General features: G+C 66.6%; 2 protein-coding genes (1 of these 2 only partly in view). Both read right to left on the bottom strand.

What is annotated here, in order from left to right; genetic code table 11:
• Positions 1-18,563, bottom strand: partial view of a non-ribosomal peptide synthase/polyketide synthase gene (locus HAP48_RS00260; protein ID WP_234622323.1) — the 5' portion only. Its footprint begins 14,908 nt before the window's first position; the window shows 18,563 of its 33,471 coding nt (coding positions 1-18,563); its start codon is at positions 18,561-18,563; its stop codon lies off the left edge, out of view.
• On the bottom strand, positions 18,520-21,318 hold the full coding sequence (locus tag HAP48_RS00255; RefSeq protein ID WP_234622322.1) for a non-ribosomal peptide synthetase: 2,799 nt from the start codon (positions 21,316-21,318) through the stop codon (positions 18,520-18,522). Before HAP48_RS00255 ends, HAP48_RS00260 begins: the two co-directional genes overlap by 44 nt.

Here is a 21,318-nt window from a genome sequence, read left to right as displayed (position 1 = left end):
CCCGAGGTGTAGATCACGTAGGCGAGATGGCGGGAGGTGAGGCCGAGCGCGCGCGTATCCGGATCCGATTCCGGCAGGCTGGCCCAGGCCGGTGCCGCCGCATCGAGCTCCAGCACGCTCGCATCGAGGCCCACATCGCCCAAGGCGGCGCGGCCCGCCGCATCGGTCAGCAGCAGCCGCGGCGCCGCATCCTCCAGCACCTGGCGCAACCGCGCCGACGGATAGGCCGGGTCCAGCGGCACATACGCCCCGCCGGCCTTCAGGATCGCCAAAAGCCCCACCACCATCAGCGGACTGCGCGCAACGCAGATTGCCACCGGCTGATCCGGCTTCACCCCGAGGGCGATCAGATGATGCGCCAGCTGGTTGGCGTGCGCATTGAGCGCGCCATAGCTTACGCGCTGGTCCTGATAGACCAGCGCCACCGCCTCCGGCGCCTTGCGCACCTGCGCCTCGAACAGCTCCTGGATGCACTTGTCCGCAGGATACGGTGCCGCCGTCCGGTTCAGCTCCTCCAGCAGATAGGTACGCTCGTCCGCTGGCAGGATGTCCAGCTCCCGCACCGGCGTGTCCGGCGCCCGCTCCAGCGCCTCTGCCAGCTGCTCGAGCGCCCGCTGCATGTAGCCGCAGATCCGATCCGCCGAGATAGGCTCCGCCACCTGCGCCGTCAGCCCGAGCGCCTCGCCAAAATCCTCCACTGACAAGGTCAGCGGATAATTGGTGCGCTCCTCCCCGCCCAGCCATTCCACGCCCACCAGACTGTCATCGGTTGCGGTGGCGACCGCCGCGGTGTTGTGGCGGTAGTTCAACAACGCGCTGAACAGCGGCGCCGGCGCCGCAATGGCACTGCAGCGCTGCGCCAGCGCCAGCGAGGCATGCTCATGTGCCAGCAGCTCGGCCAGCCGGGCATGCGTGGTTCGCACGCTCGCCTCGACCGCAGTCCCATCAAGATCAAGCCGCAGCGGCAGGGTGTTGATGAACAGCCCCATGGCGCGGTCGGCGCCGGCGTTGCCCTGCAGGCGGCCGAACAGCACCGTGCCGAACACCACCTGCTCGCGGCCGCTGCTGCGCGCCACCACCTGCCCCCACGCCAGATGGCACAGGCTTGCCAGACTGACGCCCAGCCGCCGCGCCTGTTCCCGCAGCCGCGCATGGAGCGCCGGCGGCAACAACCGATGCGCCTCACGAACCCCGCCGCCGTCGCCGCGCACCTCGCTCAAGCCGAACGGCGTGGTCGGCTCGTCGATGTCGGCCAGCAGCTCCCGGAAGAACGCTTCGTCCGCCTCGGCATCACCGCGTAGATGCACCTGCGCCACCAGATTGCGGAACGGCTGCGGCGCCGGCAGCTCATGCTGGCGCCCCTCCAGCTCGGCCCGGACCTCAGCATGCATCACGTCCAGCGTGGTGTGATCCCCGATCAGATGATGCTGCAGCTCCAGCAGCAGCCAGCGCGCGCTGCCGGGCTCGCGCGCAATCACAAACCGCAGCAGTGGCGCCCGGCCAAGCTCGATGCGGTGCCGGCGCGGATCAAACCGCTCCCTCAGCTGCTCGGCGCCAGCACCATGAGCGCCATCCAGCTCGACCTCGGTCACCTCCAGTTGCGCCTTCCGCCACACCACCTGGGCCGGCTGCGACAGCCCCTCCCAGACAAACGAGGTGCGCAGGATGTCATGCCGATCCACCACCCGCTGGACCGCGGCAAGATAGCGCTCGAGCAGCCCACGCTCGGCAAACGCCATCTGCGATACCAGCAGGTATGGATCGCCCTTTGCCGCCAGCAGATGATGGAACAGGATGCCGTCCTGCAGCGGCGACAGGCCGTAAATGTCCTGGATGTTGCCAACCCCGCCGGGCACCGTGGCGATGATCCGGTCGATCTCGTCCTGTGCCAGCTCGATCAGCGGCAGCATCTGTGGCGTGATCGCCGCACTCCGTTCGGTGATCAGGTTGGCCGGGACCGCCACCTCCTGATGGTGGCCGAGGCTTGCGGCCAGATCCGCCAGCACCGGCTGGGCGAACAGGGTGCGCACTTCGATGCCCAGCGACCGCCGCCGCAGAAGCTCCATCAACTGTACCGCCAACAGCGAGTGGCCGCCCAGTTCGAAGAAGTGATCGTGGCGCCCGATGCGCTCCACACCGAGAAGCTCGGCCCAGATTGTTGCCAGCGCCGTCTCGATCTCGCCCTGCGGCGGCGCGTAGGCGCGATGCGCATACGCCTCCTCGCCCGGGGCCGGCAGCGCGTTCCGATCGACCTTGCCGTTCACCGTCAGCGGCAGCCCCGCCAGCCGCACGAACGCAGACGGCACCATGTAGTCCGGCAGCCGCGCACTCAAGTGTGCGCGCAAACCCCCGGCAAGATCAGATTCCTCAGCTTCGGGGGCGACGACATACGCAACGAGCCGCTGCTCGCCGCGGCCATCCTCGCGCGCCACCACCACCGCATCACCCACCGCCGGATGCTCGAGGAGCCGCGCCGCGATCTCGCCCGGCTCGATCCGGAAGCCGCGGATCTTCACCTGCTCGTCGTTGCGCCCCAAAAACTCCAGATTGCCGCCCGCCAGGTAGCGTGCCAGGTCGCCGGTCCGGTACAGCCGGTCGCCGTCCACAAAGGGGCTGGCGATGAACCGCTCCGCCGTCAGCTCAGGGCGGTTCAGGTAGCCCCGCGCCACCCCCGCACCGCCAATGCAGAGCTCGCCCACCGCCCCGAACGGCACCGGCTCCCCATGATCGTCCAGCAGATACACACGCGTGTTCGCAATCGGACGGCCAATATGCGGCACTACGTCTTCGGCGAAGAGCCGTCCCGAGGTCGCCACTACGGTAGCTTCCGTAGGTCCATAGTTGTTTATCAGTTTTAGGTTCGGTGCTAGCGATCCAGGAACACGCTGGAGACGATCACCGCCAACAAGCAAGTACTCCACCTTGGAGTTTACCAGCTTATACTCCAATGCGATTGTCGCGAGCGGGGTGATCAAGAAGCCAATGTCAGGTGACTGATCACGCCACCATTGGAGCAGAAGAGAATCTGCTGCTGACGCTCTGGGCGGGAGCAGCAACGTGCTGCGGTTACATAACGCAGACCATAGCTCCCAGGTGCTGGCATCGAACGCTACTCCAGCCGTGAGCGCGCAGCAGGTTTCTGGCTGGCGACAAAAGGTTTGCACATGCCATATTATAAGATTGACCAAGCTCCGATGCTCGACCATGACGCCCTTGGGCGTACCGGTGGATCCCGAGGTGTAGATCACGTAGGCGAGATGGCGGGAGGTGAGGCCGAGCGCGCGCGTATCCGGATCCGATTCCGGCAGGCTGGCCCAGGCCGGTGCCGCCGCATCGAGCTCCAGCACGCTCGCATCGAGGCCCACATCGCCCAAGGCGGCGCGGCCCGCCGCATCGGTCAGCAGCAGCCGCGGCGCCGCATCCTCCAGCACCTGGCGCAACCGCGCCGACGGATAGGCCGGGTCCAGCGGCACATACGCCCCGCCGGCCTTCAGGATCGCCAAAAGCCCCACCACCATCAGCGGACTGCGCGCAACGCAGATTGCCACCGGCTGATCCGGCTTCACCCCGAGGGCGATCAGATGATGCGCCAGCTGGTTGGCGTGCGCATTGAGCGCGCCATAGCTTACGCGCTGGTCCTGATAGACCAGCGCCACCGCCTCCGGCGCCTTGCGCACCTGCGCCTCGAACAGCTCCTGGATGCACTTGTCCGCAGGATACGGTGCCGCCGTCCGGTTCAGCTCCTCCAGCAGATAGGTACGCTCGTCCGCTGGCAGGATGTCCAGCTCCCGCACCGGCGTGTCCGGCGCCCGCTCCAGCGCCTCTGCCAGCTGCTCGAGCGCCCGCTGCATGTAGCCGCAGATCCGATCCGCCGAGATAGGCTCCGCCACCTGCGCCGTCAGCCCGAGCGCCTCGCCAAAATCCTCCACTGACAAGGTCAGCGGATAATTGGTGCGCTCCTCCCCGCCCAGCCATTCCACGCCCACCAGACTGTCATCGGTTGCGGTGGCGACCGCCGCGGTGTTGTGGCGGTAGTTCAACAACGCGCTGAACAGCGGCGCCGGCGCCGCAATGGCACTGCAGCGCTGCGCCAGCGCCAGCGAGGCATGCTCATGTGCCAGCAGCTCGGCCAGCCGGGCATGCGTGGTTCGCACGCTCGCCTCGACCGCAGTCCCATCAAGATCAAGCCGCAGCGGCAGGGTGTTGATGAACAGCCCCATGGCGCGGTCGGCGCCGGCGTTGCCCTGCAGGCGGCCGAACAGCACCGTGCCGAACACCACCTGCTCGCGGCCGCTGCTGCGCGCCACCACCTGCCCCCACGCCAGATGGCACAGGCTTGCCAGACTGACGCCCAGCCGCCGCGCCTGTTCCCGCAGCCGCGCATGGAGCGCCGGCGGCAACAACCGATGCGCCTCACGAACCCCGCCGCCGTCGCCGCGCACCTCGCTCAAGCCGAACGGCGTGGTCGGCTCGTCGATGTCGGCCAGCAGCTCCCGGAAGAACGCTTCGTCCGCCTCGGCATCACCGCGTAGATGCACCTGCGCCACCAGATTGCGGAACGGCTGCGGCGCCGGCAGCTCATGCTGGCGCCCCTCCAGCTCGGCCCGGACCTCAGCATGCATCACGTCCAGCGTGGTGTGATCCCCGATCAGATGATGCTGCAGCTCCAGCAGCAGCCAGCGCGCGCTGCCGGGCTCGCGCGCAATCACAAACCGCAGCAGTGGCGCCCGGCCAAGCTCGATGCGGTGCCGGCGCGGATCAAACCGCTCCCTCAGCTGCTCGGCGCCAGCACCATGAGCGCCATCCAGCTCGACCTCGGTCACCTCCAGTTGCGCCTTCCGCCACACCACCTGGGCCGGCTGCGACAGCCCCTCCCAGACAAACGAGGTGCGCAGGATGTCATGCCGATCCACCACCCGCTGGACCGCGGCAAGATAGCGCTCGAGCAGCCCACGCTCGGCAAACGCCATCTGCGATACCAGCAGGTATGGATCGCCCTTTGCCGCCAGCAGATGATGGAACAGGATGCCGTCCTGCAGCGGCGACAGGCCGTAAATGTCCTGGATGTTGCCAACCCCGCCGGGCACCGTGGCGATGATCCGGTCGATCTCGTCCTGTGCCAGCTCGATCAGCGGCAGCATCTGTGGCGTGATCGCCGCACTCCGTTCGGTGATCAGGTTGGCCGGGACCGCCACCTCCTGATGGTGGCCGAGGCTTGCGGCCAGATCCGCCAGCACCGGCTGGGCGAACAGGGTGCGCACTTCGATGCCCAGCGACCGCCGCCGCAGAAGCTCCATCAACTGTACCGCCAACAGCGAGTGGCCGCCCAGTTCGAAGAAGTGATCGTGGCGCCCGATGCGCTCCACACCGAGAAGCTCGGCCCAGATCGTTGCCAGCGCCGTCTCGATCTCGCCCTGCGGCGGCGCGTAGGCGCGATGCGCATACGCCTCCTCGCCCGGGGCCGGCAGCGCGTTCCGATCGACCTTGCCGTTCACCGTCAGCGGCAGCCCCGCCAGCCGCACGAACGCAGACGGCACCATGTAGTCCGGCAGCCGCGCACTCAAGTGTGCGCGCAAACCCCCGGCAAGATCAGATTCCTCAGCTTCGGGGGCGACGACATACGCAACGAGCCGCTGCTCGCCGCGGCCATCCTCGCGCGCCACCACCACCGCATCACCCACCGCCGGATGCTCGAGGAGCCGCGCCGCGATCTCGCCCGGCTCGATCCGGAAGCCGCGGATCTTCACCTGCTCGTCGTTGCGCCCCAAAAACTCCAGATTGCCGTCCGCCAGGTAGCGTGCCAGGTCGCCGGTCCGGTACAGCCGGTCGCCGTCCACAAAGGGGCTGGCGATGAACCGCTCCGCCGTCAGCTCAGGGCGGTTCAGGTAGCCCCGCGCCACCCCCGCACCGCCAATGCAGAGCTCGCCCACCGCCCCGAACGGCACCGGCTCCCCATGACCATCCAGCAGATACACACGCGTGTTCGCAATCGGACGGCCAATCGTTTCAACGACAACGTCCCCCCTTCGTATGCAAATCCAGGTCGAGTAGGTCGTTGTCTCGGAAGGACCGTACAGATTACAGATCTTCTCGACACCACTGCTCTCAAATGCCTTCGCGATGAGATCCGCCTTCAGCCGCTCGCCGGCCAAATTGATGACGCTTGTCGAAGCCGGTACTGCTTTCTGATCGAGCAGAGCGGCGATCGCCGAAGGGACGGTGTTGATTAAGGAGACATCCGACTGCGTTTGCGCATTCTCGACAAGGTGCAGCCTGGTTCCTTGCGAGAGTGGAACGAAGCACTCGTAGATCGACAGATCAAAGCTGATCGAGGTGGCAAACAGCGTCCGGCTGATTTCTGATTCCGCAAACACGCCGCTGCTCCAATGCAGCAGGTTGACAGTGCTCCGATGCTCGACCATGACGCCCTTGGGCGTACCGGTGGATCCCGAGGTGTAGATCACGTAGGCGAGATGGCGGGAGGTGAGGCCGAGCGCGCGCGTATCCGGATCCGATTCCGGCAGGCTGGCCCAGGCCGGTGCCGCCGCATCGAGCTCCAGCACGCTCGCATCGAGGCCCACATCGCCCAAGGCGGCGCGGCCCGCCGCATCGGTCAGCAGCAGCCGCGGCGCCGCATCCTCCAGCACCTGGCGCAACCGCGCCGACGGATAGGCCGGGTCCAGCGGCACATACGCCCCGCCGGCCTTCAGGATCGCCAAAAGCCCCACCACCATCAGCGGACTGCGCGCAACGCAGATTGCCACCGGCTGATCCGGCTTCACCCCGAGGGCGATCAGATGATGCGCCAGCTGGTTGGCGTGCGCATTGAGCGCGCCATAGCTTACGCGCTGGTCCTGATAGACCAGCGCCACCGCCTCCGGCGCCTTGCGCACCTGCGCCTCGAACAGCTCCTGGATGCACTTGTCCGCAGGATACGGTGCCGCCGTCCGGTTCAGCTCCTCCAGCAGATAGGTACGCTCGTCCGCTGGCAGGATGTCCAGCTCCCGCACCGGCGTGTCCGGCGCCCGCTCCAGCGCCTCTGCCAGCTGCTCGAGCGCCCGCTGCATGTAGCCGCAGATCCGATCCGCCGAGATAGGCTCCGCCACCTGCGCCGTCAGCCCGAGCGCCTCGCCAAAATCCTCCACTGACAAGGTCAGCGGATAATTGGTGCGCTCCTCCCCGCCCAGCCATTCCACGCCCACCAGACTGTCATCGGTTGCGGTGGCGACCGCCGCGGTGTTGTGGCGGTAGTTCAACAACGCGCTGAACAGCGGCGCCGGCGCCGCAATGGCACTGCAGCGCTGCGCCAGCGCCAGCGAGGCATGCTCATGTGCCAGCAGCTCGGCCAGCCGGGCATGCGTGGTTCGCACGCTCGCCTCGACCGCAGTCCCATCAAGATCAAGCCGCAGCGGCAGGGTGTTGATGAACAGCCCCATGGCGCGGTCGGCGCCGGCGTTGCCCTGCAGGCGGCCGAACAGCACCGTGCCGAACACCACCTGCTCGCGGCCGCTGCTGCGCGCCACCACCTGCCCCCACGCCAGATGGCACAGGCTTGCCAGACTGACGCCCAGCCGCCGCGCCTGTTCCCGCAGCCGCGCATGGAGCGCCGGCGGCAACAACCGATGCGCCTCACGAACCCCGCCGCCGTCGCCGCGCACCTCGCTCAAGCCGAACGGCGTGGTCGGCTCGTCGATGTCGGCCAGCAGCTCCCGGAAGAACGCTTCGTCCGCCTCGGCATCACCGCGTAGATGCACCTGCGCCACCAGATTGCGGAACGGCTGCGGCGCCGGCAGCTCATGCTGGCGCCCCTCCAGCTCGGCCCGGACCTCAGCATGCATCACGTCCAGCGTGGTGTGATCCCCGATCAGATGATGCTGCAGCTCCAGCAGCAGCCAGCGCGCGCTGCCGGGCTCGCGCGCAATCACAAACCGCAGCAGTGGCGCCCGGCCAAGCTCGATGCGGTGCCGGCGCGGATCAAACCGCTCCCTCAGCTGCTCGGCGCCAGCACCATGAGCGCCATCCAGCTCGACCTCGGTCACCTCCAGTTGCGCCTTCCGCCACACCACCTGGGCCGGCTGCGACAGCCCCTCCCAGACAAACGAGGTGCGCAGGATGTCATGCCGATCCACCACCCGCTGGACCGCGGCAAGATAGCGCTCGAGCAGCCCACGCTCGGCAAACGCCATCTGCGATACCAGCAGGTATGGATCGCCCTTTGCCGCCAGCAGATGATGGAACAGGATGCCGTCCTGCAGCGGCGACAGGCCGTAAATGTCCTGGATGTTGCCAACCCCGCCGGGCACCGTGGCGATGATCCGGTCGATCTCGTCCTGTGCCAGCTCGATCAGCGGCAGCATCTGTGGCGTGATCGCCGCACTCCGTTCGGTGATCAGGTTGGCCGGGACCGCCACCTCCTGATGGTGGCCGAGGCTTGCGGCCAGATCCGCCAGCACCGGCTGGGCGAACAGGGTGCGCACTTCGATGCCCAGCGACCGCCGCCGCAGAAGCTCCATCAACTGTACCGCCAACAGCGAGTGGCCGCCCAGTTCGAAGAAGTGATCGTGGCGCCCGATGCGCTCCACACCGAGAAGCTCGGCCCAGATCGTTGCCAGCGCCGTCTCGATCTCGCCCTGCGGCGGCGCGTAGGCGCGATGCGCATACGCCTCCTCGCCCGGGGCCGGCAGCGCGTTCCGATCGACCTTGCCGTTCACCGTCAGCGGCAGCCCCGCCAGCCGCACGAACGCAGACGGCACCATGTAGTCCGGCAGCCGCGCACTCAAGTGTGCGCGCAAACCCCCGGCAAGATCAGATTCCTCAGCTTCGGGGGCGACGACATACGCAACGAGCCGCTGCTCGCCGCGGCCATCCTCGCGCGCCACCACCACCGCATCACCCACCGCCGGATGCTCGAGGAGCCGCGCCGCGATCTCGCCCGGCTCGATCCGGAAGCCGCGGATCTTCACCTGCTCGTCGTTGCGCCCCAAAAACTCCAGATTGCCGCCCGCCAGGTAGCGTGCCAGGTCGCCGGTCCGGTACAGCCGGTCGCCGTCCACAAAGGGGCTGGCGATGAACCGCTCCGCCGTCAGCTCAGGGCGGTTCAGGTAGCCCCGCGCCACCCCCGCACCGCCAATGCAGAGCTCGCCCACCGCCCCGAACGGCACCGGCTCCCCATGACCATCCAGCAGATACACACGCGTGTTCGCAATCGGACGGCCAATCGGGATGTTGCTGGGTAGAGATGGCTCTCTCGGAATGTCATAGAAGATACAACCGACAACTGCTTCAGTTGGGCCGTACTCGTTCACCATTCTCACCGTGGGCTGGATCCTGCGCCACAACTCCACTGTCGAATGCGACAGCGCTTCACCGCCGATGATAAGCAATCCAACGCGGCTCGGCGCCGAGTCCGCTAGCATCTGTTGCCCAAGAGCATTCAGATGGCTCGGGGTAATATTGACGATCCCGCAGTCCGAGCGGACCGTCTCTTTGAGTCCTTCGACCTCATCTCTCTCCTTTATAAGGAATGCATGGCCACCACAGATCAGAGGCGCAAACAGGCTGTTGATTGTCGCATCGAAGACCAGAGGCGAGGAAATCACGGAGGATGATCTGGGAGCGTACGCATCGCGGGCCCAGGAGAGATAATTGACCAAGCTCCGATGCTCGACCATGACGCCCTTGGGCGTACCGGTGGATCCCGAGGTGTAGATCACGTAGGCGAGATGGCGGGAGGTGAGGCCGAGCGCGCGCGGGTCCGGATCCGATTCCGGCAGGCTGGCCCAGGCCGGTGCCGCCGCATCGAGCTCCAGCACGCTCGCATCGAGGCCCACATCGCCCAAGGCGGCGCGGCCCGCCGCATCGGTCAGCAGCAGCCGCGGCGCCGCATCCTCCAGCACCTGGCGCAACCGCGCCGACGGATAGGCCGGGTCCAGCGGCACATACGCCCCGCCGGCCTTCAGGATCGCCAAAAGCCCCACCACCATCAGCGGACTGCGCGCAACGCAGATTGCCACCGGCTGATCCGGCTTCACCCCGAGGGCGATCAGATGATGCGCCAGCTGGTTGGCGTGCGCATTGAGCGCGCCATAGCTTACGCGCTGGTCCTGATAGACCAGCGCCACCGCCTCCGGCGCCTTGCGCACCTGCGCCTCGAACAGCTCCTGGATGCACTTGTCCGCAGGATACGGTGCCGCCGTCCGGTTCAGCTCCTCCAGCAGATAGGTGCGCTCGGCGGCCGACAGCAGCTCAATCCGCCCGACCTCTTGCTGCGCATCGGCAGCCATCGCCCGCAGCAGCGCCAGCAGATAATCCCGCTGCCGCTCGATCGTCGTCTGATCAAACAGCGCGGTGGCATAAGCCAGCGTTCCGGCGATCTCCTCACCCTGCTCGCCAAGGCTCAGCTCCAGATCGAACTTGACCTGATCAATCTCTTCCCCGGCAGCTTCCACACTCAGCCCCGGCAGGTCCAATGACCCAACCGCATTGTTCTCCCAGGCCAGCATCACCTGGAACAACGGCGTATGATCAAGAGCCCGCGGCGGCTGCACGATCTCCACCACCTGCTCGAACGGCAGCTCCTGGTGCTCCTGCGCTCCCAACGCCGTGCGCCGCGTCCGCTCCAACAGCTCCGACACGCTCGGCTCGCCCGACAGGTCCAGCCGGAGCGCCAGGGTGTTGACGAAGAAGCCGATCAGCTCTTCGATCTCGCGGTGCCCCCGATTGGCACTCGGCACCCCGATCACAAGATCGTCCTGTCCCGACAGACGCGACAGCACCGCAGCCCACCCCGCCAGCACGGTCATGAACAATGTCGTGCCATGCTGCCGGCTCAGCCGCTTCAGCCCCCGCGTCAGATCCGCATCAATGATGATCGGGACCGTCGCCCCGGCAAACGACTGTTGCGCCGGCCGCGGCCGGTCCGTCGGCAGCGCCAGACGGGCCGGCGCGCCGGACAGATTGCTGCGCCAATACTGCGCCTGGCGCTGCAGCCGTTCCCCCGACAGCCACTGCCGTTGCCAGGCAGCATAGTCCGGATACTGGATCGCAAGCGGCGGCAGCGGATCGTCCTGCCCAGCCGCGAATGCCCGGTACAGCTGAGTGAGCTCGCCCACCAACACGCCCAGCGACCAGCCGTCCGAGACGATGTGGTGCTGGGTCAGCAGCAACACGTGTGCCTCGTCCGACAGCCGGATCAGCCGGCCGCGGATCAGCGGGCCCCGCGCCAGATCAAACGGCGTGCGCGCCTCCTGCTGGCACAGCTGCGACAGCGCGGCGTCCGCATCCAGCCTGCCCCGCAGATCGTGCTCCACGACCGGCAGCCCCGCCTCCTCCGGCAGAAGCTCAACCCGGAGCTTGCCCTCCGAGGTGACAAAGACGCTGCGCAGCGCCTCATGCCGCGCAAACAAACGGTCCAGGCTGCGTTGCCAGGCGCTGCGGTCGAGCCCACCCTTCAGCCGCCACGCCAGCGGCACGTGATAGTGCGTGCTGCCCTGATCCAGCTGCGCCAAAAACCACAGCCGCTGCTGCGCAAATGACAGCACAAGCGGCTCGTGACGTGACACGGCCACAATCGCCGGCAGCTCTTGCGGACCGCAGCGGCTCAACAGCTCGACGATGCTTGCCGCCAGATCGGCCAGCACCGGTCTTGCAAACAGCGTCCGCAGCGGCAGCTCGACACCCTGCGCCTGCGACAGCCGGCTCGACATCTGTACTGCCAACAGCGAGTGGCCGCCCAGTTCGAAGAAGTGATCGTGGCGCCCGATGCGCTCCACACCGAGAAGCTCGGCCCAGATTGTTGCCAGCGCCGTCTCGATCTCGCCCTGCGGCGGCGCGTAGGCGCGATGCGCATACGCCTCCTCGCCCGGGGCCGGCAGCGCGTTCCGATCGACCTTGCCGTTCACCGTCAGCGGCAGCCCCGCCAGCCGCACGAACGCAGACGGCACCATGTAGTCCGGCAGCCGCGCACTCAAGTGTGCGCGCAAACCCCCGGCAAGATCAGATTCCTCAGCTTCGGGGGCGACGACATACGCAACGAGCCGCTGCTCGCCGCGGCCATCCTCGCGCGCCACCACCACCGCATCACCCACCGCCGGATGCTCGAGGAGCCGCGCCGCGATCTCGCCCGGCTCGATCCGGAAGCCGCGGATCTTCACCTGCTCGTCGTTGCGCCCCAAAAACTCCAGATTGCCGTCCGCCAGGTAGCGTGCCAGGTCGCCGGTCCGGTACAGCCGGTCGCCGTCCACAAAGGGGCTGGCGATGAACCGCTCCGCCGTCAGCTCAGGGCGGTTCAGGTAGCCCCGCGCCACCCCCGCACCGCCAATGCAGAGCTCGCCCACCGCCCCGAACGGCACCGGCTCCCCATGATCGTCCAGCAGATAGATCCGAAGATCGGGAATGCGCCTTCCGATCTGACTGCCCGAATCGGTGGTGTCAGACTGATCAAGAGACCGATAGGTGACATGCACGGTCGTTTCCGTAATACCGTACATGTTGATCAATTGTGGTGCACGATCTGAATGCCTTGCATACCACGGCTTCAGAATCGATGGCTCCAGAGCCTCTCCACCCAAAATAACGTAGCGAAGGCGGTTTCGAGCACCGCGCTGACGCTCCAGATCCACAAGAGCTTTAAAAGCCGAAGGGGTCTGATTCAGAACTGTAACGCCGGACTTGCAGATGAGATCATCGAAGTCAGGAGCAGAGCGAGCGGTGTCGCTCGGCACAAGAATCAAACGACCGCCATAACGCAGTGCGCCCCACAACTCCCACACCGAGAAGTCGAACGAGAAGGAATGGAACAGGCACCATACGTCCTGTTCAGTGAACCCATACCATTCCTGCGTCGCCTCGAACAAACGAACGATCTGAGCATGCTCGACCATGACGCCCTTGGGCGTACCGGTGGATCCCGAGGTGTAGATCACGTAGGCGAGATGGCGGGAGGTGAGGCCGAGCGCGCGCGTATCCGGATCCGATTCCGGCAGGCTGGCCCAGGCCGGTGCCGCCGCATCGAGCTCCAGCACGCTCGCATCGAGGCCCACATCGCCCAAGGCGGCGCGGCCCGCCGCATCGGTCAGCAGCAGCCGCGGCGCCGCATCCTCCAGCACCTGGCGCAACCGCGCCGACGGATAGGCCGGGTCCAGCGGCACATACGCCCCGCCGGCCTTCAGGATCGCCAAAAGCCCCACCACCATCAGCGGACTGCGCGCAACGCAGATTGCCACCGGCTGATCCGGCTTCACCCCGAGGGCGATCAGATGATGCGCCAGCTGGTTGGCGTGCGCATTGAGCGCGCCATAGCTTACGCGCTGGTCCTGATAGACCAGCGCCACCGCCTCCGGCGCCTTGCGCACCTGCGCCTCGAACAGCTCCTGGATGCACTTGTCCGCAGGATACGGTGCCGCCGTCCGGTTCAGCTCCTCCAGCAGATAGGTACGCTCGTCCGCTGGCAGGATGTCCAGCTCCCGCACCGGCGTGTCCGGCGCCCGCTCCAGCGCCTCTGCCAGCTGCTCGAGCGCCCGCTGCATGTAGCCGCAGATCCGATCCGCCGAGATAGGCTCCGCCACCTGCGCCGTCAGCCCGAGCGCCTCGCCAAAATCCTCCACTGACAAGGTCAGCGGATAATTGGTGCGCTCCTCCCCGCCCAGCCATTCCACGCCCACCAGACTGTCATCGGTTGCGGTGGCGACCGCCGCGGTGTTGTGGCGGTAGTTCAACAACGCGCTGAACAGCGGCGCCGGCGCCGCAATGGCACTGCAGCGCTGCGCCAGCGCCAGCGAGGCATGCTCATGTGCCAGCAGCTCGGCCAGCCGGGCATGCGTGGTTCGCACGCTCGCCTCGACCGCAGTCCCATCAAGATCAAGCCGCAGCGGCAGGGTGTTGATGAACAGCCCCATGGCGCGGTCGGCGCCGGCGTTGCCCTGCAGGCGGCCGAACAGCACCGTGCCGAACACCACCTGCTCGCGGCCGCTGCTGCGCGCCACCACCTGCCCCCACGCCAGATGGCACAGGCTTGCCAGACTGACGCCCAGCCGCCGCGCCTGTTCCCGCAGCCGCGCATGGAGCGCCGGCGGCAACAACCGATGCGCCTCACGAACCCCGCCGCCGTCGCCGCGCACCTCGCTCAAGCCGAACGGCGTGGTCGGCTCGTCGATGTCGGCCAGCAGCTCCCGGAAGAACGCTTCGTCCGCCTCGGCATCACCGCGTAGATGCACCTGCGCCACCAGATTGCGGAACGGCTGCGGCGCCGGCAGCTCATGCTGGCGCCCCTCCAGCTCGGCCCGGACCTCAGCATGCATCACGTCCAGCGTGGTGTGATCCCCGATCAGATGATGCTGCAGCTCCAGCAGCAGCCAGCGCGCGCTGCCGGGCTCGCGCGCAATCACAAACCGCAGCAGTGGCGCCCGGCCAAGCTCGATGCGGTGCCGGCGCGGATCAAACCGCTCCCTCAGCTGCTCGGCGCCAGCACCATGAGCGCCATCCAGCTCGACCTCGGTCACCTCCAGTTGCGCCTTCCGCCACACCACCTGGGCCGGCTGCGACAGCCCCTCCCAGACAAACGAGGTGCGCAGGATGTCATGCCGATCCACCACCCGCTGGACCGCGGCAAGATAGCGCTCGAGCAGCCCACGCTCGGCAAACGCCATCTGCGATACCAGCAGGTATGGATCGCCCTTTGCCGCCAGCAGATGATGGAACAGGATGCCGTCCTGCAGCGGCGACAGGCCGTAAATGTCCTGGATGTTGCCAACCCCGCCGGGCACCGTGGCGATGATCCGGTCGATCTCGTCCTGTGCCAGCTCGATCAGCGGCAGCATCTGTGGCGTGATCGCCGCACTCCGTTCGGTGATCAGGTTGGCCGGGACCGCCACCTCCTGATGGTGGCCGAGGCTTGCGGCCAGATCCGCCAGCACCGGCTGGGCGAACAGGGTGCGCACTTCGATGCCCAGCGACCGCCGCCGCAGAAGCTCCATCAACTGTACCGCCAACAGCGAGTGGCCGCCCAGTTCGAAGAAGTGATCGTGGCGCCCGATGCGCTCCACACCGAGAAGCTCGGCCCAGATCGTTGCCAGTGCCGTCTCGATCTCGCCCTGCGGCGGCGCGTAGGCGCGATGCGCATACGCCTCCTCGCCCGGGGCCGGCAGCGCGTTCCGATCGACCTTGCCGTTCACCGTCAGCGGCAGCCCCGCCAGCCGCACGAACGCAGACGGCACCATGTAGTCCGGCAGCCGCGCACTCAAGTGTGCGCGCAAACCCCCGGCAAGATCAGATTCCTCAGCTTCGGGGGCGACGACATACGCAACGAGCCGCTGCTCGCCGCGGCCATCCTCGCGCGCCACCACCACCGCATCACCCACCGCCGGATGCTCGAGGAGCCGCGCCGCGATCTCGCCCGGCTCGATCCGGAAGCCGCGGATCTTCACCTGCTCGTCGTTGCGCCCCAAAAACTCCAGATTGCCGTCCGCCAGGTAGCGTGCCAGGTCGCCGGTCCGGTACAGCCGGTCGCCGTCCACAAAGGGGCTGGCGATGAACCGCTCCGCCGTCAGCTCAGGGCGGTTCAGGTAGCCCCGCGCCACCCCCGCACCGCCAATGCAGAGCTCGCCCACCGCCCCGAACGGCACCGGCTCCCCATGACCATCCAGCAGATACACACGCGTGTTCGCAATCGGACGGCCAATCGGGATGTTGCTGGGTAGAGATGGCTCTCTCGGAATGTCATAGAAGATACAACCGACAACTGCTTCAGTTGGGCCGTACTCGTTCACCATTCTCACCGTGGGCTGGATCCTGCGCCACAACTCCACTGTCGAATGCGACAGCGCTTCACCGCCGATGATAAGCAATCCAACGCGGCTCGGCGCCGAGTCCGCTAGCATCTGTTGCCCAAGAGCATTCAGATGGCTCGGGGTAATATTGACGATCCCGCAGTCCGAGCGGACCGTCTCTTTGAGTCCTTCGACCTCATCTCTCTCCTTTATAAGGAATGCATGGCCACCACAGATCAGAGGCGCAAACAGGCTGTTGATTGTCGCATCGAAGACCAGAGGCGAGGAAATCACGGAGGATGATCTGGGAGCGTACGCATCGCGGGCCCAGGAGAGATAATTGACCAAGCTCCGATGCTCGACCATGACGCCCTTGGGCGTACCGGTGGATCCCGAGGTGTAGATCACGTAGGCGAGATGGCGGGAGGTGAGGCCGAGCGCGCGCGGGTCCGGATCCGATTCCGGCAGGCTGGCCCAGGCCGGTGCCGCCGCATCGAGCTCCAGCACGCTCGCATCGAGGCCCACATCGCCCAAGGCGGCGCGGCCCGCCGCATCGGTCAGCAGCAGCCGCGGCGCCGCATCCTCCAGCACCTGGCGCAACCGCGCCGACGGATAGGCCGGGTCCAGCGGCACATACGCCCCGCCGGCCTTCAGGATCGCCAAAAGCCCCACCACCATCAGCGGACTGCGCGCAACGCAGATTGCCACCGGCTGATCCGGCTTCACCCCGAGGGCGATCAGATGATGCGCCAGCTGGTTGGCGTGCGCATTGAGCGCGCCATAGCTTACGCGCTGGTCCTGATAGACCAGCGCCACCGCCTCCGGCGCCTTGCGCACCTGCGCCTCGAACAGCTCCTGGATGCACTTGTCCGCAGGATACGGTGCCGCCGTCCGGTTCAGCTCCTCCAGCAGATAGGTGCGCTCGGCGGCCGACAGCAGCTCAATCCGCCCGACCTCTTGCTGCGCATCGGCAGCCATCGCCCGCAGCAGCGCCAGCAGATAATCCCGCTGCCGCTCGATCGTCGTCTGATCAAACAGCGCGGTGGCATAAGCCAGCGTTCCGGCGATCTCCTCACCCTGCTCGCCAAGGCTCAGCTCCAGATCGAACTTGACCTGATCAATCTCTTCCCCGGCAGCTTCCACACTCAGCCCCGGCAGGTCCAATGACCCAACCGCATTGTTCTCCCAGGCCAGCATCACCTGGAACAACGGCGTATGATCAAGAGCCCGCGGCGGCTGCACGATCTCCACCACCTGCTCGAACGGCAGCTCCTGGTGCTCCTGCGCTCCCAACGCCGTGCGCCGCGTCCGCTCCAACAGCTCCGACACGCTCGGCTCGCCCGACAGGTCCAGCCGGAGCGCCAGGGTGTTGACGAAGAAGCCGATCAGCTCTTCGATCTCGCGGTGCCCCCGATTGGCACTCGGCACCCCGATCACAAGATCGTCCTGTCCCGACAGACGCGACAGCACCGCAGCCCACCCCGCCAGCACGGTCATGAACAATGTCGTGCCATGCTGCCGGCTCAGCCGCTTCAGCCCCCGCGTCAGATCCGCATCAATGATGATCGGGACCGTCGCCCCGGCAAACGACTGTTGCGCCGGCCGCGGCCGGTCCGTCGGCAGCGCCAGACGGGCCGGCGCGCCGGACAGATTGCTGCGCCAATACTGCGCCTGGCGCTGCAGCCGTTCCCCCGACAGCCACTGCCGTTGCCAGGCAGCATAGTCCGGATACTGGATCGCAAGCGGCGGCAGCGGATCGTCCTGCCCAGCCGCGAATGCCCGGTACAGCTGAGTGAGCTCGCCCACCAACACGCCCAGCGACCAGCCGTCCGAGACGATGTGGTGCTGGGTCAGCAGCAACACGTGTGCCTCGTCCGACAGCCGGATCAGCCGGCCGCGGATCAGCGGGCCCCGCGCCAGATCAAACGGCGTGCGCGCCTCCTGCTGGCACAGCTGCGACAGCGCGGCGTCCGCATCCAGCCTGCCCCGCAGATCGTGCTCCACGACCGGCAGCCCCGCCTCCTCCGGCAGAAGCTCAACCCGGAGCTTGCCTTCCGAGGTGACAAAGACGCTGCGCAGCGCCTCATGCCGCGCAAACAAACGGTCCAGGCTGCGTTGCCAGGCGCTGCGGTCGAGCCCACCCTTCAGCCGCCACGCCAGCGGCACGTGATAGTGCGTGCTGCCCTGATCCAGCTGCGCCAAAAACCACAGCCGCTGCTGCGCAAATGACAGCACAAGCGGCTCGTGACGTGACACGGCCACAATCGCCGGCAGCTCTTGCGGACCGCAGCGGCTCAACAGCTCGACGATGCTTGCCGCCAGATCGGCCAGCACCGGTCTTGCAAACAGCGTCCGCAGCGGCAGCTCGACACCCTGCGCCTGCGACAGCCGGCTCGACATCTGTACTGCCAACAGCGAGTGGCCGCCCAGTTCGAAGAAGTGATCGTGGCGCCCGATGCGCTCCACACCGAGAAGCTCGGCCCAGATCGTTGCCAGCGCCGTCTCGATCTCGCCCTGCGGCGATTCATAGGCCGCCAGCGCATAGGCCTGATCGGCCGGCGCCGGCAGCGCGTTCCGATCGAGCTTGCCGTTCACCGTCAGCGGCAGCCCCGCCAGCTGCACGAACGCGCTCGGCACCATGTAGTCCGGCAGCCGCGCACTTAAGTGCGCGCGCAAGGCGCCCGCAAGCCCGCCTCCCTCGCCCTCGCCCGAGCCGGCCTCGGGCGCGCAGACCACATAGGCGATAAGATGCTTGTCACCGCCGCCGCTCTGGCGCGCCACCACCACCGCCTCGCGCACCCAGGCGTGCTCGCAAAGCCGCGCGACGATCTCGCCCGGCTCGATGCGGATAGCCGCGGATCTTCACCTGGTCGTCGTTGCGCCCCAAAAACTCCAGATTGCCGCCCGCCAGGTAGCGTGCCAGGTCGCCGGTCCGGTACAGCCGGTCGCCGTCCACAAAGGGGCTGGCGATGAACCGCTCCGCCGTCAGCTCAGGGCGGTTCAGGTAGCCCCGCGCCACCCCCGCCCCGCCGATGTAAAGCTCGCCCACCGCCCCGAACGGCACCGGCGCGCCATGGCCATCCAGCAGGTACACCCGCGTGTTGGCAATTGGGCGCCCGATTGGGACCACCGACCCCTTGAAATCAGCCGGGCAAGTCCAGAACGTTGCGAAGGTGGTCGTCTCAGTCGGGCCGTAGCAGTGAATAAGACGTACGGGCCCCTTTTCTTTCAGCAATCTCAGAAACGAGGCAAGATCACTGCGCTCACCCCCACAGAGGAGGTGCTTCAGTTGCGCCAAAGTCGGAGCAATCGAGGATGTATATTGGTTGAATAATGCTGTTGTCAGAAACAGTGACGTCACCCGATGCTGTTCAAGCGCCCGGGCAACATTAGCAGTATCCCTGACGGTGGCCGCATGCATGGCAACAATGCAACCACCGTTAAGCAGCGGTGCCCATACCTCGAATGTGCTTGCGTCGAAGGAGGGATTGCCAGCCCATGCCACCCGATCTCCTGCATCGATCTTCACATACCCACTGTTGATCACGAGCCGGTTGACGGCACGATGAGGAACAACAACTCCTTTGGGAAGGCCAGTTGAGCCGGAGGTGTACATGACGTAAGCGGCGGTTTCAGCGCTCAACGCCAGCCCAGGATCGGAACTACATTCCGTGCCAGCTATGAGCGGCTCAATAGCACGAACAGGTATCCTCGCCTCAACCAGATCATCAGCGCAAAGCACCAAGCGTGCAGCACAATCGGCCATCAACAATTCTTGTCGCGCCACCGGAAGGGCGCGATCAATCGGTACATACACGCCGCCGGCCTTCAGAATCGCCAGCTGTGCCACCACAAGAGCGGCCGAGCGGTCCAGCACGGTGGCAATGCGATCCCCAGGTTTGACGCCGAGAGCGATCAGGTGATGCGCCAGGCAGTTGGCCTTCGCGTTGAGCTCGCCATAGCTCAGCCGCTCATCATCGCAGACCACCGCCACTGCATCCGGCGCCTTGTGCACCTGCGCCTCGAACAGTTCGTGGATGCACCGCTCCGCAGGGTACGGTGCCGCCGTCCGGTTCAGCTCCTCCAGCAGATAGGTGCGCTCGGCGGCCGACAGCAGCTCAATCCGCCCGACCTCTTGCTGCGCATCGGCAGCCATCGCCCGCAGCAGCGCCAGCAGATAATCCCGCTGCCGCTCGATCGTCGTCTGATCAAACAGCGCGGTGGCATAAGCCAGCGTTCCGGCGATCTCCTCACCCTGCTCGCCAAGGCTCAGCTCCAGATCGAACTTGACCTGATCAATCTCTTCCCCGGCAGCTTCCACACTCAGCCCCGGCAGGTCCAATGACCCAACCGCATTGTTCTCCCAGGCCAGCATCACCTGGAACAACGGCGTATGATCAAGAGCCCGCGGCGGCTGCACGATCTCCACCACCTGCTCGAACGGCAGCTCCTGGTGCTCCTGCGCTCCCAACGCCGTGCGCCGCGTCCGCTCCAACAGCTCCGACACGCTCGGCTCGCCCGACAGGTCCAGCCGGAGCGCCAGGGTGTTGACGAAGAAGCCGATCAGCTCTTCGATCTCGCGGTGCCCCCGATTGGCACTCGGCACCCCGATCACAAGATCGTCCTGTCCCGACAGACGCGACAGCACCGCAGCCCACCCCGCCAGCACGGTCATGAACAATGTCGTGCCATGCTGCCGGCTCAGCCGCTTCAGCCCCCGCGTCAGATCCGCATCAATGATGATCGGGACCGTCGCCCCGGCAAACGACTGTTGCGCCGGCCGCGGCCGGTCCGTCGGCAGCGCCAGACGGGCCGGCGCGCCGGACAGATTGCTGCGCCAATACTGCGCCTGGCGCTGCAGCCGTTCCCCCGACAGCCACTGCCGTTGCCAGGCAGCATAGTCCGGATACTGGATCGCAAGCGGCGGCAGCGGATCGTCCTGCCCAGCCGCGAATGCCCGGTACAGCTGAGTGAGCTCGCCCACCAACACGCCCAGCGACCAGCCGTCCGAGACGATGTGGTGCTGGGTCAGCAGCAACACGTGTGCCTCGTCCGACAGCCGGATCAGCCGGCCGCGGATCAGCGGGCCCCGCGCCAGATCAAACGGCGCGCGCGCCTCCTGCTGGCACAGCTGCGACAGCGCGGCGTCCGCATCCAGCCTGCCCCGCAGATCGTGCTCCACGACCGGCAGCCCCGCCTCCTCCGGCAGAAGCTCAACCCGGAGCTTGCCCTCCGAGGTGACAAAGACGCTGCGCAGCGCCTCATGCCGCGCAAACAAACGGTCCAGGCTGCGTTGCCAGGCGCTGCGGTCGAGCCCACCCTTCAGCCGCCACGCCAGCCGAATGTGATACTGCGTGCTGCCCTGATCCAGCTGCGCCAAAAACCACAGCCGCTGCTGCGCAAACGATGGTGCTAGCGCGGTTTCGCGCCCGACCTTTCGTATCAACGTAGCTTTTCGGCTGCTACTCTGGTTTCTCTCCTTGGCGAGGACTAGAAGCTTGCTCAAGCCTTCTACATCCAGATTTTCCAAACTGACCCTAACAATATCTGTCAT

The organism is Bradyrhizobium septentrionale (genome assembly GCF_011516645.4).
GTDB classification, from domain to species: Bacteria; Pseudomonadota; Alphaproteobacteria; order Rhizobiales; family Xanthobacteraceae; genus Bradyrhizobium; species Bradyrhizobium septentrionale.
This window is presented reverse-complemented; position numbering and strand designations above follow the sequence as displayed.